Source organism: Mesorhizobium sp. M0001 (assembly GCF_040324255.1).
GTDB lineage: Bacteria > Pseudomonadota > Alphaproteobacteria > Rhizobiales > Rhizobiaceae > Mesorhizobium.
In genome coordinates this window covers 214,202-239,853 of sequence record NZ_JAMYVS010000003.1, presented here as the reverse complement: position 1 = coordinate 239,853, position 25,652 = coordinate 214,202, and the positions used below count along the sequence as shown (strand labels likewise).

Sequence of the window (25,652 nt, the reverse complement as noted above, 5' to 3'; positions counted from 1 at the left end):
GATGGGAAAGTGTCCCGCATCGACAGCCGGTCTGGCTTCAGAAACGGCCGATCTTGCCGAAAGCGGTCGGGTCCATGCCGAGCCGGCGCAGATCGTTGGCGCGCGGCTTGCGGCCGGCTTCGACGGCCCGCGAGGCGGCAACGGCGCTGCCGAAAAGGGCAAAGGCGTCGCCTATGGCGGAAAACACGGTACGGTTGCTCATTGTCTTGACCTTTCGCGCGCCACCGCGCGCTCATCTTAATTTGTGCAGTGCAGCATAGATAGCGAAGTGACATCCGGGATCACAGGGCCGTTACCGCATAGCCGGCATGCGCCCCGCGCAATCCTGCCAGCCGTCGCCGGCTGCAGCTCTGCCCGGCCCCTCAACAGACTTGAAACACTGGCCGGGATCGTCTATATCAGCCTCAAATTCTTGGTCGGTATGACGAAGAGTGGGTCCACCCGGTCCCGCTCTTTTTTATTACCTGCCGGTCAGCCATCAGCAAAGAGATGGTTCGGGACGACGATCATCCTGATCCGGAGAACGACAGGAACCGCATGACTGCAAGGGCAAGCGAAGCCGACGACCGCATCATCCGCGAAAGCGGTATCGATGCGCGCATCGCGCTGATCGTTCAGCCGGTGTTGCGAGGCATTGGCTTCCGCCTCGTGCGGGTGCATCTGTCGGGCCAGAACGGCCTGACGCTGCAGATCATGGCCGAACGCGAGGACGGCACCATGACCGTCGAGGATTGCGAAGAGGTCAGCCGCGCTGTGTCGCCGGCGCTCGACGTCGATGACCCGATCGAGAAGGCCTATCATCTCGAAGTGTCGTCGCCGGGCATCGACCGGCCGCTGGTACGCAAGTCGGATTTCGTCACCTGGACCGGCCATCTGGTGAAGATGGAAACCTCGGTGCCGGTCGCCGACCGCAAGCGCTTCAAGGGCAAGATCGCCGAAGCCGGCGAAGACGACATGCTGCTCGAGCGCGACAAGGCCGCCTACGGCGAAGAGCCGACGGTTCGCATTCCTTATGACGCGATCGCCGATGTGCGGCTGATCCTCACCGACGACCTTATTCGCGATGCCCTTTCGAAGGACAACCGGGAACGCAAGGAAGCCAAGAAACGCCGCGGCGAAGCTGATGATGCACCCGAAGGTGCTGAAGGCGGCGCGGAAGACGAAATCGAACAGGAACTATGATGAGCGGCCGGGCCTAAAAGCTCGGCAACAAGCTCGGGAGAAATAAGATGGTTGTAAGCGCCAACAGACTTGAACTGCTGCAGATCGCCGACGCGGTGGCGCGTGAAAAGTCGATCGACAAGTCGATCGTCATTGCCGCCATGGCTGATGCGATCCAGAAGGCCGCGCGCTCGCGCTACGGCCAGGAAACCAACATCCGCGCCGACATCAACGCCAACACCGGCGAGATGAAGCTGCAGCGGCTGATGGAAGTGGTCGAGAAGGTCGACGACTACGCCACCCAGATCGCCATTTCCTCGGCCCGCGAGCGCAATCCGGACGCCCAGCTTGGCGACTTCATCGCCGAACAGCTGCCGCCAATGGATTTCGGCCGCATCGCCGCCCAGTCAGCCAAGCAGGTCATCGTGCAGAAAGTGCGCGAGGCCGAGCGCGACCGCCAGTATGACGAATACAAGGACCGCATCGGCGAGATCGTCAACGGCACCGTCAAGCGCGTCGAATATGGCAACGTCATCGTCGATCTCGGCCGTGGCGAGGCGATTATCCGCCGCGACGAGCTGATCCCGCGTGAAAACTACAAGTACGGCGACCGCGTCCGCGCCTATGTCTACGACGTGCGCCGCGAACAGCGCGGCCCGCAGATATTCCTGTCGCGCACCCATCCGCAGTTCATGGCCAAGCTCTTCACCATGGAAGTGCCGGAAATCTATGACGGCATCATCGAGATCAAGTCGGTCGCCCGCGACCCAGGCTCGCGCGCTAAGATCGCCGTCATTTCGCGTGACTCGTCGATCGATCCGGTCGGCGCCTGCGTCGGTATGCGCGGCAGCCGCGTCCAGGCCGTGGTCGGCGAATTGCAGGGCGAAAAGATCGACATCATTCCGTGGTCGCCTTCGGCCGCCTCCTTCATCGTCAACGCGCTGCAGCCGGCGGAAGTCGCCAAGGTGGTGCTCGACGAGGATGCCGAGCGCATCGAAGTGGTGGTTCCCGACGACCAGCTGTCGCTGGCCATCGGCCGTCGCGGCCAGAACGTGCGTCTTGCCTCGCAGCTCACCGGCTGGGACATCGACATCCTGACCGAGGCCGAGGAGTCTGAGCGCCGCCAGAAGGAATTCGTCGAACGCTCGTCGCTGTTCATGGAAGCCCTTGATGTCGACGAGATGGTCGGCCAGGTGTTGGCCTCCGAAGGCTTCACCAGCGTCGAGGAAGTTGCCTACGTCGATTCGGGCGAGATCGCCTCGATCGACGGTTTCGACGAAGACACCGCTTCGGAGATCCAGACCCGCGCCCGCGAATATCTGGAGAAGATCGAAGCCGAGCATGACGACAAGCGCAAGGCGCTGGGCGTCACCGACGAACTGCGCGAGATCCCTGGCGTCACCACCGCCATGATGGTGACGCTCGGCGAGGATGGCGTGAAGACGATCGAGGATTTCGCCGGCTATGCCGCCGACGACCTGACCGGCTGGAAGGAACGCAAGGACGGCGAGACCAAGGTATTCCCGGGTGTGCTCGCCAATCACGGCGTGTCGCGCGCCGACGCCGAGCAGATGGTTCTGGCAGCCCGCCTCAAGGCCGGCTGGATCACCGAAGACGAGCTTGCAGCCGAACAGGTCCCGGCTGACGAAGCCGTTGGTGCGTGAGGTGAAACCGCATCGCACACAACCCGCCCCAGGACGAGATGAACGATCGCACCTGCATCGTCACGCGCAAGCAAGCCGAGCCGGATGAGCTGATCCGTTTCGTCGTCGGCCCGGATTCGGCCGTCGTTCCTGACCTAAAGAGAAATCTGCCCGGCCGTGGTTGTTGGGTGAGCGCCGACCGCCTACATATCGACAAGGCGGCGGCGAAGAACCTGTTTGCCCGCGCCTTCAAGGCGCAGGTCGTCGTGCCGCCCGATCTCGGCGGCATGGTCGACGGACTGCTTGCACGATCCGCTTTGGGTATGCTCGGCCTTGCCCGCAAGGCTGGCTCGATCGCACTCGGCGCAACCAAGGTCGAGAGCGCGGTGCGCTCGGGGTTGGCGCTTTTCGTGCTCCACGCGACCGAGGCATCCGACGATGGCGTGCGCAAGATCAGTCAGGCGCGGCGGGCAACTGTCCACCTCGGCGGGCCGGCAGTCCTTGCCTACAAACTTTTCTCCGAGGCCGAGTTGAGCTTGGCATTGGGGGGTACAAATGTGATACATGCTGCCGTTCTCGCGGGAGACGCGGGCAAGGCGGTTGAGAGGCGCATGGTTGCGCTCGACCGATATCGGGGCGGAACCCCCGACGATCTGGCAATGCTTGCGGCCGTTGCTGACGAAGATGATGCTGCAGAGGATATGGAATGAGCGATACGAAATCGGGCGACGATAAGACGTTGAGTGTTACACCGAAGAAGACCTTGACGCTGAAGCGCCCCGGTACCGAGCAGAGCGTCGTGCGACAGAATTTCTCGCATGGCCGCACCAAGCAGGTCCAGGTCGAGATCAAGAAGCGCAAATTCTCCATGCCCGGCGACAAGCCGGAGCCGGTGGCTGCACCCGTATTTACGCCCAAGCCCGCGGTAGTGGCAGCCCCCGTCGTGCAGGAAGCGCCCAAGGCGCCGCCTCCGCCGCCCCCGGCCGAACGCGGCGGCATGGTGCTGAACGAACTGTCGCGCAATGAAATGGAAGCGCGCCGCAGGGCGCTCGAAGGCTCCAAGGTTCGCGACGTCGAGGACCGCCAACGCGCCATCGAAGAGGCCAAGCGCCGCAACGAGGATGAGGAACGCCGCAAGCGCGAGCGCGAGGAATCCGCGCGCCGTCAGGCCGAGGAAGAAGCCCGCCTGCAGACCGAGGCCGAGTCCCGCCGCCGCGCCGAGGAAGAAGCGCGCCGCCGCGCGCCGCAGGCTGCCGAGCTTGTGGCGTCGGACGATGAGGAAGAGGTCAAGCCGAAGCGCACCGCCGCCGGTGCCCCGGTACGCCGTCCGGTTACGCCCGAAGTGGCGCGCCCGGCCAAGCCGACCAAGGCCGAGGAAGACCGTCGTCGCGGCAAGCTGACCCTCAACACGGCTCTTTCCGACGAGGACGCGCGCGCCCGCTCGCTGTCGTCGATGCGTCGCCGCCAGGAAAAATTCAAGCGCGCGATGCATAATGAGCCGCGCGAGAAGGTTATGCGCGAAGTGATCCTGCCTGAAACCATCACCATCCAGGAACTGGCGCAGCGCATGTCCGAGCGCGCTGTCGATGTGGTCAAGTACTTCATGAAGCAGGGCCAGATCCTGAAGCCGGGCGACATCATCGACGCCGACACGGCCGAGCTGGTCGCCACAGAATTCGGCCACACGGTCCGCCGCGTCGCCGAGTCCGACATCGAGGAAGGCCTGTTCAACATTGCCGACAATGCCGAGGACCTGGTGTCGCGGCCGCCTGTCGTGACCATCATGGGCCATGTCGACCACGGCAAGACCTCGCTGCTCGACGCCATCCGCAATGCCAATGTCGTCTCCGGCGAAGCCGGCGGCATCACCCAGCATATCGGCGCCTACCAGGTCGAGAAGAACGGTCAGAAGATCACCTTCATCGACACGCCCGGTCACGCCGCCTTCACGGCGATGCGCGCCCGCGGCGCTCAGGCGACCGACATCGCCATCCTGGTGGTGGCGGCCGACGACAGCGTCATGCCGCAGACCATCGAATCGATCAGCCATGCCAAGGCGGCCGGCGTTCCGATCATCGTGGCGATCAACAAGATCGACAAGCATGATGCCGATCCGCAGAAGGTTCGGTCGGAACTGCTGCGCCATGAGGTGTTCGTCGAATCGATGGGCGGTGAAGTGCTGGACGTCGAAGTGTCGGCGACCAAGGGCACCAACCTCGACAAGCTGTTGGAAGCGATCCTGCTGCAGGCCGAAATCCTCGACCTCAAGGCCAATCCGGACCGTACCGCCGAAGGCGTGGTCATCGAAGCCCAGCTCGACAAGGGCCGTGGCCCCGTCGCCACCGTACTGGTGCAGACCGGCACTTTGATGCCGGGCGACATCCTCGTCGCCGGCAACGAATGGGGCCGGGTGCGCGCGCTGGTCAATGACCGTGGCGAGCAGATCAAGGAGGCTCCGCCGGCAATGCCGGTCGAGGTGCTTGGCCTGCAGGGCACGCCGCAAGCCGGCGACCGCTTCGCTGTCGTCAACAACGAGGCCCGCGCCCGTGAGATCACCGAATATCGCCAGCGTCTGGCGCGCGAGAAGGCAGTGGCTCGCCATGCCGGCCAGCGCGGCTCGCTCGAACAGATGATGTCGCAGCTGCAGACGAGCGGGTTGAAGGAATTCCCGCTGGTCATCAAGGGCGACGTGCAGGGTTCGATCGAGGCGATCAACGCCGCTCTCGACAAGCTTGGCACCGACGAGGTGCGTGCGCGCATCGTTCATGCCGGCGCCGGCGCCATCACCGAAAGCGACGTGTCGCTGGCGGAGACCTCGGGGGCCGCGATCATCGGCTTCAACGTCCGTGCCAACGTGCAGGCACGTGCGGCCGCGGCGGCCGCGGGCATCGAAATCCGCTACTACTCGATCATCTACAACCTCGTCGACGATGTGAAGGCAGCACTTTCCGGCCTGCTGTCGCCGGAACGCCGCGAGACCTTCATCGGTAATGCCGAGATCCTCGAGATCTTTGACATCACCAAGGTCGGCAAGATCGCCGGCTGCCGTGTCACCGAAGGCAAGGTCGAACGTGGAGCGGGCGTGCGCCTGATCCGCGACAACGTCGTCATCCACGAAGGTACGCTGAAGACCCTCAAGCGCTTCAAGGATGAAGTCGCGGAAGTTCCGGGCGGCCAGGAGTGCGGCATGGCTTTCCAGAACTACGAGGACATGCGCGTCGGCGACATCATCGAGTGCTTCCGCGTCGAGATGGTGACCCGGACGCTCTGAGTTCGTATACTGTCGATACGACCGGGCGGTGGTCGAAAGACCGCCGCCCTAACTTTAATGCCTGTCGCCCAAAAGTGCGGGATAAACGACATGCATAGAACAAATATGAGACATGGCGGCACGGTCCCATCCCGCGCCTCACGCTTTCCGGATTGAGAAAAATGCCCCGTCCAACCGCCTCCAGCCCATCCCAGCGCATGCTTCGCGTCGCCGAACAGGTGCGCCATGCGCTGTCGGAAACCTTGCAGCGCGGCGAGATTATCGACCCGCTGATCGAGAACACCGTGGTTTCGGTCTCGGAAGTGCGCATGTCCACTGATCTGAGGGTCGCAACGGCCTTCGTTTCGCCGCTCGGCGCCAAGGACACGGGTGCGGTCATCGACGCGCTCAACAAGCACGCGAAGTTCGTGCGTGGCCGCGTCTCCGGCGCGCTCCGCCAGATGAAGTTCATGCCGGAGTTCCGCTTCAAGCTCGATACGTCCTTCGACAATTTCGCCAGGATCAACGATTTGCTGAAATCGCCGGAAGTCGCGCGAGACTTGGGTACCGATGGCGAAGACAACGACAAGGACGAGAAATAGTGGGGCGCCGCGGCAAGAAGAAGGGCCGGCCGATCTCCGGCTGGGTGGTGCTGGACAAGCCGGTTGGCATGGGTTCGACCGAAGCCGTCTCCAAGATCAAATGGCTTTTCCAGGCCGAAAAGGCCGGCCATGCCGGCACGCTCGACCCGCTGGCCTCTGGCATGCTGCCGATCGCGCTGGGCGAGGCAACCAAGACCGTGCCTTATGTGCAGGACGGCGCCAAAATCTACCGGTTCACCGTCGCTTGGGGCGAGGAGCGTTCGACCGACGATCTCGAAGGCCCGGTGACGCAAAGTTCCGACCGCCGTCCGGCGGAAGAAGATGTCAGGGCGCTGCTGCCGAACTACACCGGCGTCATCATGCAGACACCGCCGCAATTCTCGGCCATCAAGATATCAGGCGAACGCGCCTACGATCTCGCCCGTGGGGGCGAGACAGTCGACATCCCCGCGCGCGAGATCGAGATCGGCCGTCTGGACATCGTCGAGCACGCTGCCGACCACACTTCGTTCGAGGTCGAATGCGGCAAAGGCACCTATGTGCGCTCGCTGGCCCGCGACATGGGCCGCGACCTCGGCTGCTTCGGCCACATCGCCGAATTGCGCAGGGTCGAGGTCGAGCCGTTCACCCAGGAGGATTTCGTCACCGTCGCCGAACTGGAAGCCGCCCGTTTCGGCGAACAGCGCGAAGCTGACGAAGAGGGCGACGCCGATGTTGCCGACGCGCCGATCGACTTTGGCGCAATCGATGCGCTGCTCGTCGACACGGCCGCCGCGCTCGACTGCCTGCCGCAGATTGCCATCAGCGACGAAGCGGCGACCAAGATCCGCCTTGGCAATCCCGTCATCATCCGCGGCCGCGACGCGCCCGTGGAAGCCGAGGAAGCCTGCGCCACCGCGCGCGGCAAGCTTGTCGCCATCGGCGCCATCGAGCAAGGCATGTTCAAGCCGAAGCGGGTCTTTGCCGGCTGACCACTCCCGTCTAGTTTTACGTCGACGTCACATCCGAGGGGCACATGGCAAAGGCTGAGGCGGTGAAGAAGCGGGCGCCGGTGACAACGCGCCGGCCGCCGGTTGGAGCCTCGCCCGGCACGCTGATCGCCGATCCGGCGGCGCGACGGTCCGAGCTGCGGCTGACGCTGATTTCGCCTGAAAAATTCAAGACCATCAACGATGCCAGCATCGACGATCTCAACACCCATTGCGACAACTGGCCGGTCGTCTGGTTGGACTGCACCGGTCTCGCCAACATCCAGCTGATCGAGGAGATCGGCCGGATCTTCAACCTGCATCCACTGGCTCTGGAAGATGTCGTCAACACCGGCCAGCGGCCGAAGGTCGACTTCTTCGAGGACCACGCTTTCGTCGTCATGCGCATGATCGACGACGTCAAGGTGCATCGCTATGAGCAGATCGCGGTGTTCTTCGGCAAGAAATTCGTCGTCACCTTCCAGGAGCGCGAAGGCGATCCGTTCGACCCCGTGCGCAAGCGCATCGCCGCAGCGTTGCCCAACCGCTTGCGGATGCGCGGCGCCGACTATCTGGCCTATGCGCTCATCGATTCCATCGTCGACAGCTATTTCCCGCCGATTGAGGCCGCTAGCGAGGAGGTCGATGGCATCGAGGACGAGATGCTCAACACGCCTCACAAGCATCAGATGCGCCAGCTGCACGAATTGCGGCGCGACGCCAATGTGCTCAAGGGCGTGCTGTGGCCGATGCGCGACACGCTGGCGACGCTGATCCGCAACGACGTGCCCTATGTGAAGCCGGAGACGAAAATCTTCTTCAACGACACGCTCGACCACGCATTGCGGCTGATCGAGCTGGTCGAGAACCAGCGTGATATGCTGACCGGCTTGATCGAAATGCATTTGTCGCTGAGCCAGGCGCGCACCAACGATGTGATCTCTTATCTCACCATCGTCTCGGTGATTTTCATGCCGCTAACCTTCCTGGTCGGTATCTGGGGGATGAATTTCGATCCCGAGAGCTCGCCGTGGAACATGCCGGAACTGAAAGCCTACTATGGCTACCCGGCTTCGCTGCTGTTCATGCTGGCCGTTGCTGTCGGGCTGATCGTCTTCTTCAAAAGCAAGAAGTGGCTGTAAGCTTCAGGTATCAGGGGGATCCTGGATTCCTGAGCAAAGGGCTGCGACGAGCCGGCTTTATGAATGGGCTGGTGTTTTCCAGGGAATTGCCTTATATGCGCCGCAGCATCGCGCCATGTCGCTTTGCTTGCACCGGCCCCTGCTGGACGACATCCCGGCTGAGGGCGACCCGTTTCCTCAAACAGATAAGGAAAAACACGATGTCGATTACTGCCGAGCGCAAACAGGAATTGATGGGTGAATTCGCAACCGCCAAGGGCGATACCGGGTCTCCGGAAGTCCAGGTGGCCATCCTTTCCGAGCGCATCAAGAACCTGACCGACCACTTCAAGGACCACAAGAAGGATAACCATTCCCGCCGTGGTCTGCTCGCTCTCGTCTCCCAGCGCCGCAGCCTGCTTGATTATCTCAAGCGCAAGGATGACGCGCGCTATCAGACGTTGATCGAGAAGCTCGGTCTGCGCCGTTGACGAATTGACCGGCGGGCTTTCGAAGGAGAGCCCGCCGGTCGCGCATTCTGCCAGTCGCATCGATTGGCCAGACCCGGTTTCGAGCGCGCAGAGGCCACTCGAAACCGCCCATGGACGGTCATGGGGCAGGATTGCAGGACGCTCGTGCGCTAACCAGCGCCGAAATCTACCCGAGCTTCCCGTTGTCTTGCCCGTGGCTGCCCGAGAAAGGAAGCCAGGGAAAGGGCATCCGCGCACCGTGAAACGGCGCGGCCCTTTCCGCTTATTAAGGACAAGATATGTTCAACTACCACAAAGTGGAAATCGAATGGGGCGGCCGTCCGCTCATCCTGGAAACCGGCAAGATCGCACGTCAGGCTGACGGCGCGGTGCTTGCGACCTACGGCGAAACCAAGGTTCTCGCCACCGTCGTTTCGATGAAGGAGCCGAAGCCAGGCCTCGATTTCTTCCCGCTGACCGTCAACTACCAGGAAAAGACCTACGCCGCCGGCAAGATCCCCGGCGGCTACTTCAAGCGCGAGGGACGTCCGAGCGAAAAGGAAACGCTGGTTTCCCGCCTGATCGACCGCCCGATCCGCCCTCTCTTCGCCGACGGCTACAAGAACGACACCCAGATCGTCGTCACCGTCGTCCAGCATGACCTCGAGAACGATCCCGACATCCTGTCGATCGTCGCCACCTCGGCCGCTTTGACGCTCTCGGGCGTTCCCTTCATGGGCCCGATCGGCGGCGCCCGCGTCGGCTACATCAACGGCGAATACGTGCTGAACCCGCATGTCGATGAGATGCAGGAATCCAGGCTGGACCTCATTGTCGCCGGCACCGCCGACGCCGTGCTGATGGTCGAGTCCGAAGCCAAGGAACTCGGCGAAGAGCTGATGCTCGGCGCCGTCATGTTCGGCCACAGGGGCTTCCAGCCGGTCATCGACGCCATCATCAAGCTGGCCGAAGTTGCCGCCAAGGAGCCGCGCGATTTCACGGCGCCGGACTACTCCGCGCTTGAAGCCGAAATGCTGAAGATCGTCGGCGACGAGCTCAGCAATGCCTACAAGAACGTCGACAAGCAGAAGCGTTACGCCGCCGTCGACGCCGTCAAGGCGAAGGTCAAGGCAGCGTTCGCTTCGGCCGAAGGCGAAGACGCCAAGTACACCTCCGAGCAGATCGGTTCGGTGTTCAAGGAACTCCAGGCCAAGGTCGTGCGCTGGAACATCCTCGACACCGGTTCGCGCATCGATGGCCGTGACCTCAAGACGGTCCGCAAGATCGTCTCGGAAGTCGGCGTCTTGCCGCGCACGCACGGTTCGGCGCTGTTCACCCGCGGCGAGACCCAGGCGCTTGTGGTTGCCACATTGGGCACCGGCGAGGACGAGCAGTATGTCGATTCGCTGACCGGCATGTACAAGGAGAAGTTCCTCCTTCACTACAACTTCCCTCCCTACTCCGTCGGTGAGACCGGCCGCATGGGTTCGCCGGGCCGCCGCGAAATCGGCCACGGCAAGCTCGCCTGGCGCGCCATCCGTCCGATGCTGCCGAGCGCTGACCAGTTCCCCTACACGCTGCGCGTCGTCTCGGAGATCACCGAGTCCAACGGTTCGTCGTCGATGGCCACCGTCTGCGGCACATCGCTGGCACTGATGGATGCCGGCGTTCCGCTGGCCAAGCCGGTTGCTGGTATCGCGATGGGCCTGATCAAGGAAGGCGAGCGCTTCGCGGTTCTGTCCGACATCCTGGGTGACGAAGATCACCTCGGCGACATGGACTTCAAGGTTGCCGGTACCGAAGGCGGCATCACCTCGCTGCAGATGGACATCAAGATTGAGGGCATCACCGAGGAGATCATGAAGATCGCGCTGGACCAGGCCAAGGACGGCCGCCAGCATATCCTCAGCGAGATGGCGCATGCTCTGACCGGCGCCCGCCCCGAACTCGGTGAGTTCGCACCGCGCATCGAGGTCATGCACATCCCGACCGACAAGATCCGCGACGTGATCGGCTCCGGCGGCAAGGTTATCCGTGAGATCGTCGAGAAGACCGGCGCCAAGATCAACATCGAGGACGACGGCACGGTCAAGATCGCTTCGTCGAACGCCAAGGAGATCGAGGCGGCCAAGAAGTGGATCCATACCATCGTCGCCGAGCCGGAAGTCGGCGAAATCTACGAAGGCACGGTCGTCAAGACCGCCGACTTCGGCGCTTTCGTCAACTTCTTCGGTCCGCGTGACGGCCTCGTCCACATCTCGCAGCTTGCCAACGACCGGGTCGCCAAGACCTCGGACGTCGTCAAGGAAGGCGACAAGGTCTGGGTCAAGCTGATGGGCTTCGACGAGCGCGGCAAGGTCCGCCTGTCGATGAAGGTCGTCGACCAGGCCACCGGCAAGGAAATCGCCCGCGACAAGAAGGCCGAAGGCGAAGAAAACGCCGCCTGAGTGGTCTGACAATAGAGTTGAACGGGCGCGGCTTATGTCGCGCCCGTTTTCGTTTAATACCCGTCTACGACATGAGAATCGAAGAATGGCCGCTGAGCCGCTGAAGACACTGTTCCATCCCTTCGAGGCCGAGGGGCTCCCTCTGCCGCAAAAGGGCGAGCGTGTGTTGTTCCTGGGTGCGGAGCCCGGCTTCCGCTTGCCGGAAGGCTTCGAGGCAGAGCTCCATCTTGCACAGGGTTTCCGGCCGCATCTCCGAGCGCTGGAGCGTGCCGGTCACAAGGTAGCGCCGCGCGCGGAAGGCGACGCATTCGATGCAGCGCTCGTGCTTGCCGGCCGCCATCGTGGGCTAAACGAGATGCGTATTGCCGAGGCGATCGAACGCGTCACGCCTGGCGGTCTGATCGTCGTCGCCGGCGGCAAGGACGAAGGCATCGCCAGCCTGCGCAAGCGCATCGACGAGCTTGTTCCGATCGAAGGGCATCTGCCGAAATATCACGGCATCGCCTTCTGGCTTCGCCGTCCGGCCGATCTGGCGCCTGCGGAAAAACTGCGCGTCGCCAATCCCGCCTTGGTCGTAGAGGACCGCTTCCGTACCGCGCCTGGCATGTTCTCCTTCGACCGGATCGACGCCGGCTCGAAACTTCTGGTCGACAACCTGCCCAAAGACCTGCGCGGCAACATTGCTGATTTCTGCGCCGGCTGGGGTTATGTCGCCGCCGAGGTCGCGGCACGTTCATCCGGCATAACGGGGCTCGACCTTTACGAAGCGGATTTCGACGCGCTTGAGGCGGCCAGGGGCAATATCGGCCAGACAGGCTTCGAGCCCGGCTTCTTCTGGACCGATCTGCTGAGCGAGCCGGTCGAGCGGCGCTATGATGCCATCGTCATGAACCCGCCCTTCCATCGCAGCCGGGCGGCCGAGCCGGAAATCGGCGCCGGCATGATCCAGGCGGCGGGCAAGGCGCTGAAGCCGGGCGGGCGGCTGTTCATGGTGGCGAACCGTCAGCTGCCTTACGAACCGGTTCTGAAGGCCGTCTTCTCCAGCCATGCCGAGCTCGCCCGCGACGGCATGTTCAAGGTTTTCTCCGCGCGCCGATAGGACGGTGCCGGTCGCCTCAATGCATGCTGACGATGCGCGCCGGCTCGTGGACGGGAATGGTCGCTCTGATATCGCCGGGCTTGATCTTGAGCGGCGCCGGCCTGCCGAACAGATAGCCCTGCACCATCTCGCAACCAGCTGCTCGCAAAAGCGTCGCCTGGTTCTCGGTCTCGACGCCTTCGGCGATGATGCCGACGCCGAGCGCCCGCGACAGGCCGACGATGGTAGAGACGACGGCGCCCGAATTCGAATCGGTGCCGATGCGGCTGACGAAGGAGCGGTCGATCTTCAGCTTGCCGAAGGCGAAGTCGATCAGGTAGCTGAGATTGGAATAGCCGGTGCCGAAATCGTCGACGGCCACCGAAATGCCCATGTCGGCAAGCTGCTGCAGGATGATGGCGGCGCGGTCGCGGTCCTGCATCATCGCCGTCTCGGTCACTTCGAGCTCCAGCCGCGACGGCTTGATGCCGGTGCTGGCCATCGTATCGCGCACGATGCCGACGAAATCCTTGGTCATGAACTGGACCGGCGAGATGTTGACGGCAACGAAGCAGTCCTCGGGCAAATGACGGGCATCGCTGCAGGCCTTGTTCAGCACCCAATTGCCGATCGGGTGGATCATGCCGGTCTCTTCGGCGATCGGAATGAATTCCATCGGCGGGATCATGCCGCGTTCCGGGTGCTTCCAGCGGATCAGCGCCTCGTAGCCGACGATACGGCCGGTCGGCAGGTCGAACTGCGGCTGGTAATGAAGGTCGAAATCGCCACGGTCGAAGGCGATGTGCAGTTCGGATTCAATCCAGTGGCGGTAGTCGGCGACCTGGCCCATGTCGGAATGGAAGACCGACCAGTTGCCCACGCCGCCGGCGCGGGCATTCTGCAGCGCCAGGTTGGAGCGGCGCAGGATGAGGACCGGATCGACGCCATCCTTTGGCATCGCCACGATGCCGACCGACAGGCCGACCGACTGCAGGTGAGAATCGAGCTGGTACGGCTTCAGCATCTCCTCGATCATGGTTTCGACGGTGCTTTCCATCGAGCTTTGGAGTTGGTGTTCCCAGACAAGGATAGCGAACTCGCCGGCGCCGATGCGCCCCATCACCGCGCCTTCGGGCATGCAGGCCTTCAACCGCTTGGTGAAGCCGCGGATCAGTTCGTCGCCATGGCTGTAGCCGATGGCGTCGTTGATCTGCTTGAAGCGGTCGATGTCGATGTCGATGAGGAACACCGGCTCACCGGTCCTGATCGTCGCGGACGCCGCGTCGGCGATCCTGCCGACCATCGCCGGCCGCGCCAAAAGCCCGGTCAGCTTGTCGAAATGGGTTTCGTTGAAAACGTAGTCCACCGATTCATCGACGCCGGCGAAGAAGGACAAGGCAGCACCGGCGGCGGCCAGCGCGCATAGCGCCGACGCGATGCCGATCATGGTTTCCGCCTGCATGCCGGCAAAGCCGTCCCCGAAACCATGCCGGAGGCCCCAAAGCCCAAGGATGAAACTGCCAAGGCCCGAACTGGCGACGGTGAGCAGCCGGAACACAGGTGTTCGCTTCGGGTTGCTGACAGCAGGCATTGCTCAGTCCCTGTCGCATGATCCCGAAATCAACTCGACTTTCGGGAAATATCACGCGCAAATTCATAAAGGCTAAAGCATCCTTTGCGCCCAGCAAGAACGCGCAGAGCCCAAGCCCATAAGACTTCTAGCGGATATCTCCTTAAAATGAGTTTCCGCCGATGCATCTAATTTTACTGGTGAGTTAATCGCGTACGCTGTCGGTCTGCTTCAACTCATCCAGGGTTGGCATCGACACGATGTGATAGCCGGAATCCACATAATGGATTTCGCCGGTGACGCCTGACGAGAGGTCGGACAAAAGATAGAGCGCCGAGCCGCCGACCTCGTCGATGGTCACCGTGCGGCGCAGCGGCGAGTTGCGCTGCTGGTAGGAGTACATGTGGCGGGCGTCCGAGATTCCGGCGCCGGCCAAAGTACGCACCGGTCCCGCCGATATGCCGTTCACCCGGATGCCGCGCGGGCCATAATCGTTGGCGAGATAGCGCACGCTGGCTTCCAGCCCGGCCTTGGCGACGCCCATGACGTTGTAGTTCGGCATGACGCGGACAGAGCCGGCATAGGTCAGCGTGATCATCGCGCCGCCTTCGCTCATCAGCGGGGCGGCATGGCGGGCGACCTCGGTGAAGGAGTAGCAGGAGATGACCATGGTGCGGACGAAATTGTCGCGGCTGGTGTCGGCGTAGAGCCCTTTGAGCTCGTTCTTGTCGGAAAAGCCGATGGCGTGGACGACGAAGTCGAGCCCGCCCCATTCCTTGCCGAGCGTCTCGAAGGTGTCGGCGACCGATGCGCTGTCCTCGACGTCACAGGGCACCACCAGAGACGCGCCAAGCTTCTCGGCAAGCGGCTTGACGCGGCGCCCGAAGGCGTCGCCCTGATAGGTGAAGGCAAGCTCCGCCCCGTGTTCGGACAATTTCCTGGCGATGCCCCAGGCGATCGAATGATCGTTGGCGACGCCCATGACAAGCCCGCGCTTGCCCTTCATCAGTCCGTCCATGGCCGGCAATCCCCCTACAAAAAAACGCTGGCCTTATGCGGAATAGCGCTGGAAAATCAGCGTTGCGTTGGTGCCACCGAAGCCGAACGAGTTGGACAAAACCGTGTCGATCCTGGCGTCGTCGATGCGCTTGCGCACGATCGGCATGCCCTCGAATTCGGGATCGAGGTTTTCGATATGGGCGCTCTCGCCGATGAAGCCGCCTTGCATCATCAGGATCGAGTAGATCGATTCCTGTACGCCGGCGGCACCCAGCGAATGGCCGGTCAGCGACTTGGTCGAGGTGATGAACGGCATCTTCTCGCCGAACACCTCTCGGATGGCGCCCATTTCCCGGGAATCGCCGACCGGCGTCGAGGTGCCGTGGGTGTTGATGTAGTCGACCGGCGTGGACACCGTCGCCAGAGCCTGGCGCATGCAGCGCACCGCGCCTTCGCCCGACGGCGCCACCATGTCGTAACCGTCCGACGTCGCGCCATAGCCGACGATCTCAGCGTAGATCTTGGCGCCGCGCGCCTTGGCGTGTTCGAGCTCCTCCAGGATGAGGACGCCCGCGCCGCCCGCGATGACGAAGCCATCGCGATTGGCGTCATACGCGCGGGAAGCTGTCGGCGCACGATCGTTATACTTCGACGACATCGCGCCCATGGCATCGAACAGGTCCGACATCGTCCAGTCGAGGTCTTCATGGCCGCCGGCAAACATCACATCCTGCTTGCCCCACTGGATCAGTTCGTAGGCGTTGCCGATGCAATGCGCCGAGGTCGAGCAGGCCGACGAGATCGAATAGTTGACGCCGTGGATCTTGAACCAGGTGGCGAGCGTCGCCGACGCGGTCGACGACATCGCCTTCGGCACCGCGAACGGACCGATGCGCTTGGGGCTGTTGTTCTTGAGCGTGGTCTCGGCCGCCTCGACGATGGTGCGGGTCGAGGGGCCGCCCGAGCCCATGACGATGCCGGTGCGCTCATTGGTGATGTCGCTTTCGCCAAGCCCGGCGTCGGCGATCGCCTGATCCATCGCGACATGGTTCCAGGCCGCGCCCTGGCTCAGGAAGCGCATGGCACGCCGGTCGATCATAGGGGTCGGGTCGAGCGTCGGCGCGCCCCAGACCTGGCAGCGGAAGCCGTGTTCGGCGAAGGAATCGGAGAAGCTGATGCCTGATTTGGCATCGTGGAGCGAGGATTGCACCTCGTTGGCGTTGTTGCCGATCGACGATACGATGCCGAGGCCTGTGACGACGACCCTTCTCATTCGCAACTCCTTCCAGCGGATGATCCCGAAACCTAGTCGGTTTTCACCGGCGATCATACGCAAAATCAAAATGCCGCAGCGGCGTTGCGTCTCGGAAGAACGCGCCGCTGCAGTGGCGCCGGTCAGGCGGCCGATTGCTTGGACAGCCCCACCTTGAGGTCCGTCGCAGTGTATATGGGTTCGCCGTCGGCCTTAAGCCAGCCATCGGCGATACCGAGCACCAGGCGTCCACGCATGACGCGCTTGAAATCGATGCCGTATTCCACCTTCTTGACCGAAGGCGTCACCATCCCCTTGAACTTCACTTCGCCGGTCGACAGCGCCATGCCCTTGCCCGGCTCGCCGAGCCAGCCGAGGTAAAAACCCGTCAATTGCCACATGGCGTCAAGGCCCAGGCACCCCGGCATGATCGGATTGCCGATGAAATGGCAGGCGAAGAACCACAGGTCCGGTTTGATGTCGAATTCGGCACGGATGAAGCCCTTGTCGTGGGCGCCGCCGGTCTCGCTGATCTCGGTGATGCGGTCGAACATCAGCATCGGCGGATAGGGCAGCTGGGCGTTGCCAGGCCCAAACAGCTCGCCGCGGGCGCAGGCAAGCAATTCCTCATAACCGTAGCTGGATTTCGAACCCGCCATATGTCTCGTCCCCATAATGTCCCGGGCGGTGGGGCGCCCTTGTCGTTGGTTTCCTAACACAATCCCTTTCGGTCCGGAAACCGGCGTTTGCGCTTAACCCGCCCGTCTGCCCGGGTCAATGCGCGCTCTCGCATCGGCCCGAAATCGATCTCGATTCCGGAAAGCACGATGCGACGCCAAAAAAGCAATAGAGCGCACTTAGTGCGTCCAACTGGACGCACGTCGCTCTATTGATCGTATTCCGCCAACAGAATATATGTCGGGAGGTATCCAGTTTCGGTTGATGACGTTTTTTCGCCACTCTGGGCGTGTCTTGAGGCAGAACTGTGGGCTTGGACGGATAGATGGATCTGGGCTGCCGGAAGGAAAATGTCGCTGTGGACAAGCGGGTTCGCGAAGCCGGCCTCAGGCCGACACGCCAACGCATTGCGCTGGCCGATCTGCTGTTTGCCAAGGGCGACCGCCACCTTTCGGCCGAGGAACTGCATGAAGAGGCGGTCGCCGCCGGCGTGCCGGTCTCGCTCGCCACCGTCTACAACGCGCTTCACCAGTTCACCCAGGCCGGCCTGCTGCGCATCCTGGCGGTCGAGGGGTCCAAGACCTATTTCGACACCAACACCTCCGATCACCATCATTTTTACATCGAAGGCGAAAACAGGATCTTCGATATAGAAAGCGGTCCGGTGACCGTCTCCAACCTGCCGGAGGCACCCGCAGGTATGGAGATCGCCAATGTCGACATCGTGGTGAGGCTGCGCCCGAAACGCAGCGTTTAAGCCCCAACCCGTGAAACCTGTCGATTTTGCAATCCGGCTCGAATGGGTTGCGGTCGCGGTCGTGGCTATAGTCGCCTATGCCGCGTCAGGCGTTTCCTGGTGGCTGTTCGCCCTGCTTATCCTGGCGCCAGACCTGTCGATGCTGGGCTATCTCGCCGGGGCACGGATCGGCGCTGTCGCTTACAATGCCTTGCACATATTGATCGTCCCGCTGTTGCTGGCGCTCGCCGGATATGTTCTGGCCAATTCGACGGCGACCGCGATTGGTCTGATCTGGATCATCCACATCGCCGTCGACCGCGCGCTCGGCTACGGTCTCAAACTGTCGGCCGGTTTTCGGGACACCCATCTCGGCCGTATCGGCCGTTAGGCCTCCAGCAATCTCAATTCTTGACGTGCTCGCCGGGATAGGCGCCCCACACCTGCGACTGGGCGATCCAGCCGGTGTGGCCGTCGAAGGTCATTTCGCACCACTGGCCATCGCAGGTTTTGATCGTGCCCGTAACGCCCGGCTCGATGATGGCGATGACGCTGGCGTCCTTGTCGGCATCGTCGAGCAGATTGATTCGGCCCCCCTTGGTGCGCTGCCAGGGGGCGACGATCGCGGTCCGGCGGCCCGACAGCAGCGACTGGTTGATCCAACCCTCCGAGCCATCGGCATCGCGCACGCGCCGCCAGGTATCGAATTCCTGGATGATCTCCATAGGCAGGCCGGCCTTTGTGTACATCCAGTCGACGGAATAGTTGGCGCCGGGCCCAACGCGCGAGTTGACGCGAGCCGATTTCAGGCTGACGAAACGCGGCAGCGGCAGGCCGCTCGGCCCGAGCGTGACCGTCTGCACAGGTGCGGCGGCACCTTGCGCCGCGGCTTGCGGGAAATGCAGGAGAGCGCCGAGAAGCGCTGCGCTGAGGATCAGGCGAAGCGACGCGAAACCAGACACTTTCATTCCTTTCGGCGCGTGCCCTTTGGCCCGGGCGCCCCTTTTTCTTTGTCTTCGGCGGCACCGCTTGTTACAGGAGTGGCAGGCACCGCGACCGGTATTCAGTTTCGCCTGTCTTGGTTAAAGAGGTCTCAACGAGATCGGGTTCGAGGAAACAATGGCAGGCAAAAAACGGCCTCTCGTCGTCATCACGCGCAAGCTGCCCGATCCGGTCGAGACCCGCATGCGCGAACTCTTCGACGCCAGGCTGAATGTCGAGGACCGCCCGATGACGCAGCCGGAGCTGGTCGCGGCGATCAAGGAAGCCGATGTGCTGGTGCCGACCATCACCGACCAGATCGATGCGGCGCTGATTGCCCAGGCCGGCGACAATCTCAAGCTGATCGCCAATTTCGGCAATGGCGTCGACAAGATCGATGTGGCGGCGGCGGCCAAGAAAGGCATTACCGTCACCAACACGCCGAACGTGCTGACCGAAGATACGGCCGACATGACCATGGCGCTGATGCTGGCCGGGCCGCGGCGGCTGGCCGAAGGCGCCAATGTGCTCACCAGCGACAAGAAATGGGCCGGTTGGTCGCCGACCTGGATGCTCGGCCGGCGCATCTGGGGCAAGCGCCTCGGTATCGTCGGCATGGGCCGCATCGGCACTGCGGTTGCGAGGCGCGCCAAGGCTTTCGGCCTGTCGATCCACTACCATAACCGCCATCGCGTGCTGCCGGCGGTCGAGGAAGGGCTGGAGGCGACCTATTGGGAAAGCCTCGACCAGATGCTTGCCCGCATGGACATCATCTCGATCAACTGCCCGTCGACGCCGGCGACCTTTCATCTGCTTTCGGCGCGGCGCCTAGCTCTGCTTCAGCCCACCGCCTATGTGGTCAACACCGCGCGCGGCGACATCATCGACGAGGAAGCGCTGGTCAAGCTGATCCAGGACGGCAAGATCGCCGGCGCCGGCCTCGACGTCTACGAGCACGAACCGGCGCTGAACTCGAAACTGCTGAAGCTTGCCGCCAAGAACAAAGTCGTGCTTTTGCCGCATATGGGTTCTGCGACGATCGAGGGCCGCATCGACATGGGCGAGAAGGTGATCATCAACATCCGCGCCTTCTTCGACGGCCACCGGCCGCCGGACCGCGTGCTGCCGCTACGGACTTGAAGCGGGCCGCGTTCAGGATGCGGTTGTGAGGGCGCCATCCGCCGCGACACTCACACGCTTGCCGCGATAGGCCTCAAAAGCGTCGCGCCTGAGCCTGAGCGCTACCGGCGTCGGCCAGCCCATTTCCCTGGCCACAATCAAGCCAAGCAGCAAGATCGCGTCCGGCTCGTGCAGCACGAGTGCCGTCGGCGCATGGCCATTGTGGACGAGTTCCATCAGCACGGCTGACGCTGAGGACGAGCCGATCGTGCCGGGCAGGAACAGCACACGCCCGGAAATGGTCTCGCCATGATGCGGGTGACGGACATCGGCGATGCGGCCGCTCTTCGGATCGACGCCACCCCAGAAGCTGATTGGCGCGGTCAGCACCAAGGCCAGTCCTTCGCCTCCGCTGCCCGGCACCAGTATGTCGGCTGCAGCATTCATGCGGCGATGTCCGTAAACCTGGGCTTACCGGCAACCGCGCTTTCCACGCAGTCGGCCAGCGAGCCGTAAAGCACGGCGTAACCGGTATTGCCCGGCGCGTAGTGCGCGAATTTTCCCGAATTGGTCATCAGCACGCCGCCGGCCAGATCCGGCAGGATCGGCGTCACCACCACGCAGGTGTCGGCGACGATGATGACGCCGCTGGCTTCGAGCATCTTGCGCTTGCCGTTCTGCTCCAGCCTGGTGAGCACGTGGCGGCCGGTGCAGGCGTAAATCGGCACGCTGAGCCGCCGCCCGCCAATCAGCCGCTCAAGTGCATCGAATTCGGCCAAAGACAGATGCGGACTGCCGATCGCCACGGCATCGATGGCGGTCTGCGTGGCTGCGGTGGACAGGCCGGCGCGGGCCTTCATGGCCATCTCCGGCGTTACGCGGATCATCGTTTCCGGCCTGCCGCCCACCAGGATGGTCTCGGCGTCGGGCGCCTCGGGCGTCACGCCGGCAATGTGGAACAGGCCGACGGCGCCCGACGATGCCGCAGCCGCGCCGAAGGCCTTCAGCGCATCCTCGCCGGGATGGCTGAATATGCCGGTGACGACGCCGATCGCATTGCCGACCTCACGGCCGTAGAGGTTGCCCAGCACCGGCCAGGCGATCTCGGAGCCAAGGAACGAGGCGGATAGGCCGGACACATCGAACAACAGCCGTGCCTGCCGGTTCTCGGGGCGATGCAGGCCGTAATCCGGCGCGCGGCCCGATATGGCGCAGGCGATGTCGAGGAAGTCGCCATAGCGGTTGGTGCGTGCCCCCAGAACCGAATTGCAGAACACCACCGCGTTGGATTCACCCCAGGCGACATCGCTGCCAAGCGCCGGCCTGTGGCCGGCCTGATAGGGCGCGCAGGTCCAGCTCTGCTCGCAGCCCAGTTTGCGGTAGGCCTCCATCATTCGTCGCGCCATGCCGCGCGCCGGCTCTTCGAGGCGCACGCGCGAGCAGCCCATCAGGTCGAGCGCGCCGACATTGAGCGTCGAGCGCACCGCGACCCTGGCGCCGCTATCGACCAGCCTTTCGGCAAACAGCGTGCCGGAATCGCCGTGATAGAGCGCGCCGTCTATATGCGTCGAGGCGATCGGGATAAGTCGCGGCGCGCCGAGCAGCGCAGCGCTTTCGGCAACGATGCGCATCGCCATCGCCGCCCCGTCATGGCCGGAGGCGACTGTCTGCTCCTGTGAGCTGAGTGCAAGGCTCACGCCAACTCCTTGCGCAAGGTGATCGAGGTCGGCCGGTCATAGCCGTCATGCGCGGTGCGTTCAGTCTCGCGAAAGCCGAGACCGGCAAAGGTTGCATGATTTACGGTCAGTTCGATTCGCGTCTGCAGTTCGATGGCCGGTTTGTTCCGGCTGCGGGCGAGAAATTCGACAGCCTGCATCAGCCGCCTGCCGATGCCTTGCCCTTGAAGCTCAGGTTCGACGGCGAGCTTGCCGATGTAGAAATCATCGGCTCTCTCCAGCGCGAAAACGCAGCCGGCGATCCTGTCATCCTGCAGGGCCAGCAACACGGTCTCTCGGCCAGCCTTGTCCCTGAGGTTTCCGGCGTTCAGCAGATGTGCCGAGGAGGGCGGGTCGATGACGCCGTCCATCGGTGCAAAGGCGCGCATGATCAGGCTGAGCAGTTCGTCCCAGCGCTCGAAATCGGAGGCAAGCTGCGTAACAAGGACGCTGGTGGACCGATCCATAAGCTCAGTTTCTCTTGTAACGGATCGTGTCGAAGCGCGCCGACAGTGCATCGTAGAGCAGCAGCCGGCCGACCAGTGGTTCGCCGATACCGGTGATCAGCTTGATGGCTTCCATTGCCTGCAAGGTGCCGATGACGCCGGTCAGCGCACCGACGACCCCGGCCACCGCGCAGGACGGCACCAGTCCTTCCGGCGGCGCTTCAGGAAAGAGGTCGCGATATCCAGGGTTCGGTCTGCCGTCGGCGCCGGTCCCGAACGGCATCAACACCGTCACCGAGCCGTCGAAGCGGCCGACGGCGGCATGCACGAGCGGCCGCTTTTCCGCCGCGCAGGCATCCGCCACCACATAGCGCGTCTCGAAATTGTCGGAGCCGTCGACGACCACGTCGTAGCGCGCGACGAGAACGGCAGCATTGTCGGCCGTCAGCCTGAAATCGTGCAATTCCACCGCGACATGGGGATTGATCCGGGCGATCGCTGCTTTGGCGCTCTCGGTCTTCGCCGCGCCGACAGTATCGGTGGCGTGGATCACTTGCCGCTGCAGATTGGACAGCGAGACAATGTCGTCATCAACGATGCCAAGTGTGCCGACGCCCGCGGCAGCGAGATATTCCAGCACCGGTGCGCCGAGGCCGCCGGCGCCGATCACCAGCACCCGTGCGCGCTTCAGCCGCTGCTGGCCGGCGCCGCCGATCTCGGGCAGCACGATGTGGCGGGCATAGCGTTCGAGTTCTTCGTCGGTGAGGGCGGCAGGGGTCATTGCCCGACCATATAGCGGAGCAAAAACCTTGTCAGGTCTCTTCGGTTGGCCCAACCGTGCCGTGGTCGACGGTGAGGAACTGCGCGCGTCCCCTCAGGCTGGAAAACAGCGCGGCGTCGGTTCCGGTCATGAAGGCCTGGCAGTTCAGCTCCTCCAGGATCGAGAACAGCGCGGCGCGCCGGCCGGCATCGAGATGCGCGGCAATCTCGTCGAGCAACAGGATCGGCGTCATCGCCGACATCTCGCCGGTCAGCCTTGCGTGCGACAACACGATGCCGACCAGCAGCGCCTTCTGCTCTCCGGTCGAGCAGAGTTCGGCCGGCATCGCCTTGGGGCGGTGGCGCACCAGTAGATCCGAACGGTGCGGGCCGTCGAGCGTGCGTCCGGCGGCGCGGTCGCGCTCGCGGCCGTCGGCAAGGGCGTCGCGATAGCGTTGCTCGACATCCACAGCGGGTGCTGAGGCGACATGGCTTTCAAGGTCGCCGAAGAGGCTGATGTCGGCTTGCGGAAACGGCCCGCTGGACGGCAACCTGTCGATCATGGCGGCCAGCAGGCGCACCAGCTCGGCGCGCGCCGCGGCAATCGCCACGCCGGTTTCGACCATTTGCATCTCGATGGCGTCGAACCATGCGCCGTCTCGCGAACCTTCCGTAAGCAATCGGTTACGTCCGCGCATCGCCTTCTCATAGTCGAGCGCGCGCTGGCCGTGGCCGGGATCGATCGCAAGCACCAGCCTGTCGAGAAAGCGCCGCCGGTCCGCGGCAGGCCCCGGGAACAGGCCGTCCATGGCCGGCGTCAGCCAGACCACGCGCAGCCATTCCAGCATGGCGTCGGCCGACCGTGCCGGCGCGCCATTGATGCGCACCTTGCGACCGCCCTCGCCGGCCGCTTCACCCCCGGTGATGCCGGTGCCGATCTCGACCTGCCCCTCCGGCCCGTCGAGCCTTGCGTGCAGCGCAAAGCCGCCATCGCCGCCTTCGCGGGCCACGTCGACATAGGGCGCCCGGCGCAGGCCGCGGCCAGGCGTCAGCAGCGAGATGGCTTCCAGGAGATTGGTCTTGCCGGCGCCATTGTCGCCGGAAAACACCACCGCGCCGGGTGAAAAGCCGATCGACAACGCCGCATAATTGCGGAAATTCGTAAGTGTGAGCTTACTTATGTGATTTTGTTCCGGCAACCGCTATCCGCCTGTAGAAGTCGCCGCAATCACTATGCTGCAGTGTGCCGCAGTGCGGCTACACCCGCATCGGCATCAGCACGTAGAGCGCGGTCTCATCGGCCATGTCGTGGATCAGCGTCGGCGAGCCGGCATCGGCCAGCATGAACTTGGCTTCCGTGCCGGTGAGTTGAGCAGCGACGTCGAGCAGATATTTGGCGTTGAAGCCAATCTCGATCGGGTCGGACGAATAGTCGGCCGCCAGTTCCTCGGTGGCGCTGCCCGAATCCGGATTGTTGACGGCAAGCGTCACCTGGCCTTCGGTGATCGAAAGCTTCACCGCGCGGCCGCGCTCGGAGGAAATGGTCGAGACGCGATCGACGGCGGCGGCGAAGCTCTGGCGGTCGATGATCAGCTTCTTGTCGTTGCCGGTCGGAATGACGCGCTGGTAGTCCGGGAAAGTGCCGTCGATCAGCTTCGAGGTCAGAACCACGCTGCCGATGGTGAAGCGGATCTTGGTGTCGGACAATTCGGTGGTCACCGCGACATCGGGATCGTCGACCAGCTTCTGCAATTCGCTGACCGTCTTGCGCGGAATGATGATGCCCGGCATGCCTTCGGACCCGGCCGGAGCGTCGATCTCGGCGCGCGCCAGGCGGTGACCGTCGGTCGCCACCGAACGCAGCTTCAGCTTGCCGCCAGTTTCATGCGTGTGCAGGTAGATGCCGTTGAGATAGTAGCGCGTCTCTTCGGTGGAGATGGCGAACTGGGTCTTTTCGATCAGGCCTCTCAGGGCGACGGAATCGAGCCGGAAGATGTGTGAGAAGGACCCCGCCGAAAGCTCCGGGAAATCGGACTGCGGCAGGCACTGCAGGCGAAAGCTCGAGCGGCCCGACGTCACCGTCATGGCGTTGCCGTCCTCATCGGTCTTCAGCATCACTTCGGCGCCGTCGGCCAGCTTGCGCACGATGTCGTAGAGGAGGTGCGCCGGAACCGTCGTCGCCCCGCCGCGCTCGACCTTTGCCGGCGTCGCTTCGGTCACTTCGAGGTCGAGGTCGGTGGCTTTCATTTCAAGGCTGGCGCCCTCGGCGCTGAGCAGCACGTTCGACAGGATCGGTATGGTATTGCGCCGCTCGACCACGCGATGAACGTGGTTGAGCGACTTCAGGAGATTGGACCGTTCCAGGATAACACGCATGACGAAACAGGCTCGCTTGAATGAATGGACGGGTCACCAGTGGGCGGCGCCCCGCGAAAGGTCTGAACAGGCTCAGAATCTATGCAAACTGACAGGAAAAAGCCAGCAAACGCAAGTCCGGGCCACCGGTTCGCGCCGGTTAAGCGGGCTTTCTGGGGATAAAGCGGACGTTGGCCGGCAACCGATGCATGTCGCCGAAAACTGCGCAGCGGTTTTGGGACAACGACATGCATCAAAACAAGAAAATTTAAAGCGCGACGACCGAATACTCTAACCCGGCG

The 25,652-nt window shown here is 63.2% G+C and carries 26 protein-coding genes; 14 read left to right on the top strand and 12 right to left on the bottom strand.

Annotation, left to right across the window (positions count from 1 at the left end; genetic code table 11):
* Positions 1-37 precede the first annotated feature (37 nt).
* Complete coding sequence (locus NKK50_RS10980) at positions 38-202, bottom strand: hypothetical protein (protein ID WP_023669553.1); 165 nt, start codon at positions 200-202, stop codon at positions 38-40.
* Positions 203-537: 335 nt separating this feature from the next.
* On the opposite strand from NKK50_RS10980, the gene rimP reads away from it, so the two are divergent.
* The 10 genes from rimP to NKK50_RS10930 all read left to right on the top strand — a co-directional run bounded on the left by rimP (position 538) and on the right by NKK50_RS10930 (position 12,761).
* Entirely contained in the window at positions 538-1,182 is a 645-nt protein-coding gene (rimP, locus tag NKK50_RS10975; RefSeq protein ID WP_023745268.1) for a ribosome maturation factor RimP, read from the top strand.
* Between the two features lie 47 nt (positions 1,183-1,229).
* On the top strand, positions 1,230-2,825 hold the full coding sequence (gene nusA / locus NKK50_RS10970; protein WP_023669555.1) for a transcription termination factor NusA: 1,596 nt from the start codon (positions 1,230-1,232) through the stop codon (positions 2,823-2,825).
* A gap of 38 nt (positions 2,826-2,863) precedes the next feature.
* Positions 2,864-3,514 carry an RNA-binding protein gene (locus tag NKK50_RS10965; protein WP_023669556.1) on the top strand — a complete coding sequence of 217 codons (651 nt, stop codon included), beginning with the start codon at positions 2,864-2,866 and terminating at the stop codon, positions 3,512-3,514.
* The gene (infB, locus tag NKK50_RS10960; RefSeq protein WP_023669557.1) at positions 3,511-6,075 is read left to right on the top strand and encodes a translation initiation factor IF-2; all 2,565 of its coding nucleotides are present in this window, start codon (positions 3,511-3,513) and stop codon (positions 6,073-6,075) included. The genes NKK50_RS10965 and infB overlap by 4 nt, the downstream gene beginning before the upstream one ends.
* Before the next feature lie 161 nt (positions 6,076-6,236).
* Positions 6,237-6,656, top strand: a complete 420-nt coding sequence (gene rbfA / locus NKK50_RS10955; protein WP_023692585.1) for a 30S ribosome-binding factor RbfA — start codon at positions 6,237-6,239, stop codon at positions 6,654-6,656.
* Positions 6,656-7,627: a tRNA pseudouridine(55) synthase TruB gene (truB, locus tag NKK50_RS10950; RefSeq protein ID WP_023703480.1), complete on the top strand. Its 972-nt coding sequence runs from the start codon at positions 6,656-6,658 to the stop codon at positions 7,625-7,627. The genes rbfA and truB overlap by 1 nt, the downstream gene beginning before the upstream one ends.
* A gap of 44 nt (positions 7,628-7,671) precedes the next feature.
* Complete coding sequence (gene corA / locus NKK50_RS10945) at positions 7,672-8,766, top strand: magnesium/cobalt transporter CorA (protein WP_023688739.1); 1,095 nt, start codon at positions 7,672-7,674, stop codon at positions 8,764-8,766.
* A gap of 95 nt (positions 8,767-8,861) precedes the next feature.
* Positions 8,862-9,236 (top strand): 30S ribosomal protein S15, encoded by a 375-nt coding sequence (gene rpsO / locus NKK50_RS10940; protein ID WP_280790898.1) that lies wholly within the window; start codon positions 8,862-8,864, stop codon positions 9,234-9,236.
* A gap of 278 nt (positions 9,237-9,514) precedes the next feature.
* Positions 9,515-11,662 (top strand): polyribonucleotide nucleotidyltransferase, encoded by a 2,148-nt coding sequence (gene pnp / locus NKK50_RS10935; RefSeq protein ID WP_023745269.1) that lies wholly within the window; start codon positions 9,515-9,517, stop codon positions 11,660-11,662.
* A gap of 85 nt (positions 11,663-11,747) precedes the next feature.
* A complete protein-coding gene (locus NKK50_RS10930) occupies positions 11,748-12,761 on the top strand; it encodes a class I SAM-dependent methyltransferase (RefSeq protein ID WP_352543370.1) in 1,014 nt (337 codons plus the stop codon).
* Positions 12,762-12,777: 16 nt separating this feature from the next.
* On the opposite strand, the gene NKK50_RS10925 is transcribed toward NKK50_RS10930, so the two are convergent.
* The 4 genes from NKK50_RS10925 to fabA all read right to left on the bottom strand — a co-directional run bounded on the left by NKK50_RS10925 (position 12,778) and on the right by fabA (position 17,220).
* A complete protein-coding gene (locus tag NKK50_RS10925) occupies positions 12,778-14,331 on the bottom strand; it encodes a putative bifunctional diguanylate cyclase/phosphodiesterase (protein WP_352543369.1) in 1,554 nt (517 codons plus the stop codon).
* A 184-nt stretch (positions 14,332-14,515) separates the two neighbouring features.
* Complete coding sequence (fabI, locus tag NKK50_RS10920) at positions 14,516-15,328, bottom strand: enoyl-ACP reductase FabI (protein WP_352543368.1); 813 nt, start codon at positions 15,326-15,328, stop codon at positions 14,516-14,518.
* 33 nt (positions 15,329-15,361) lie between these two features.
* Positions 15,362-16,582, bottom strand: coding sequence for a beta-ketoacyl-ACP synthase I (fabB, locus tag NKK50_RS10915; RefSeq protein WP_023699465.1), 1,221 nt, complete (start codon positions 16,580-16,582; stop codon positions 15,362-15,364).
* Positions 16,583-16,704: 122 nt separating this feature from the next.
* Positions 16,705-17,220, bottom strand: coding sequence for a 3-hydroxyacyl-[acyl-carrier-protein] dehydratase FabA (gene fabA, locus NKK50_RS10910; RefSeq protein ID WP_023703479.1), 516 nt, complete (start codon positions 17,218-17,220; stop codon positions 16,705-16,707).
* Between the two features lie 344 nt (positions 17,221-17,564).
* Here fabA and irrA point away from each other — a divergent pair, with 344 nt between their 5' ends.
* A complete protein-coding gene (gene irrA / locus NKK50_RS10905) occupies positions 17,565-17,996 on the top strand; it encodes an iron response transcriptional regulator IrrA (RefSeq protein ID WP_352543367.1) in 432 nt (143 codons plus the stop codon).
* A gap of 10 nt (positions 17,997-18,006) precedes the next feature.
* Entirely contained in the window at positions 18,007-18,366 is a 360-nt protein-coding gene (locus tag NKK50_RS10900; RefSeq protein ID WP_023703478.1) for a DUF4260 domain-containing protein, read from the top strand.
* A gap of 13 nt (positions 18,367-18,379) precedes the next feature.
* On the opposite strand, the gene NKK50_RS10895 is transcribed toward NKK50_RS10900, so the two are convergent.
* Positions 18,380-18,937: an SH3 domain-containing protein gene (locus tag NKK50_RS10895; RefSeq protein ID WP_023703477.1), complete on the bottom strand. Its 558-nt coding sequence runs from the start codon at positions 18,935-18,937 to the stop codon at positions 18,380-18,382.
* 157 nt (positions 18,938-19,094) lie between these two features.
* Here NKK50_RS10895 and NKK50_RS10890 point away from each other — a divergent pair, with 157 nt between their 5' ends.
* Entirely contained in the window at positions 19,095-20,096 is a 1,002-nt protein-coding gene (locus NKK50_RS10890) for a 2-hydroxyacid dehydrogenase (protein WP_023703476.1), read from the top strand.
* 12 nt (positions 20,097-20,108) lie between these two features.
* Here NKK50_RS10890 and NKK50_RS10885 read toward each other — a convergent pair whose 3' ends face one another.
* Genes NKK50_RS10885 through dnaN form a run of 6 tightly spaced genes read right to left on the bottom strand, consistent with a single transcriptional unit; the run spans position 20,109 to position 25,371 of the window.
* Entirely contained in the window at positions 20,109-20,522 is a 414-nt protein-coding gene (locus NKK50_RS10885) for an aconitase X swivel domain-containing protein (protein ID WP_352543366.1), read from the bottom strand.
* The gene (locus tag NKK50_RS10880) at positions 20,519-21,772 is read right to left on the bottom strand and encodes an aconitase X (protein ID WP_023669572.1); all 1,254 of its coding nucleotides are present in this window, start codon (positions 21,770-21,772) and stop codon (positions 20,519-20,521) included. Before NKK50_RS10880 ends, NKK50_RS10885 begins: the two co-directional genes overlap by 4 nt.
* Complete coding sequence (locus NKK50_RS10875; protein ID WP_023669573.1) at positions 21,769-22,257, bottom strand: GNAT family N-acetyltransferase; 489 nt, start codon at positions 22,255-22,257, stop codon at positions 21,769-21,771. Before NKK50_RS10875 ends, NKK50_RS10880 begins: the two co-directional genes overlap by 4 nt.
* Positions 22,258-22,261: 4 nt before the next feature.
* The gene (locus NKK50_RS10870) at positions 22,262-23,017 is read right to left on the bottom strand and encodes a molybdopterin-synthase adenylyltransferase MoeB (protein WP_023740762.1); all 756 of its coding nucleotides are present in this window, start codon (positions 23,015-23,017) and stop codon (positions 22,262-22,264) included.
* Between the two features lie 31 nt (positions 23,018-23,048).
* Complete coding sequence (gene recF, locus NKK50_RS10865) at positions 23,049-24,194, bottom strand: DNA replication/repair protein RecF (protein WP_023669574.1); 1,146 nt, start codon at positions 24,192-24,194, stop codon at positions 23,049-23,051.
* A 58-nt stretch (positions 24,195-24,252) separates the two neighbouring features.
* A complete protein-coding gene (gene dnaN / locus NKK50_RS10860; protein WP_023669575.1) occupies positions 24,253-25,371 on the bottom strand; it encodes a DNA polymerase III subunit beta in 1,119 nt (372 codons plus the stop codon).
* Here dnaN and NKK50_RS10855 point away from each other — a divergent pair.
* Positions 25,370-25,645, top strand: a complete 276-nt coding sequence (locus NKK50_RS10855; RefSeq protein WP_155922476.1) for a hypothetical protein — start codon at positions 25,370-25,372, stop codon at positions 25,643-25,645. The genes dnaN and NKK50_RS10855 overlap by 2 nt on opposite strands.
* Positions 25,646-25,652 lie beyond the last annotated feature (7 nt).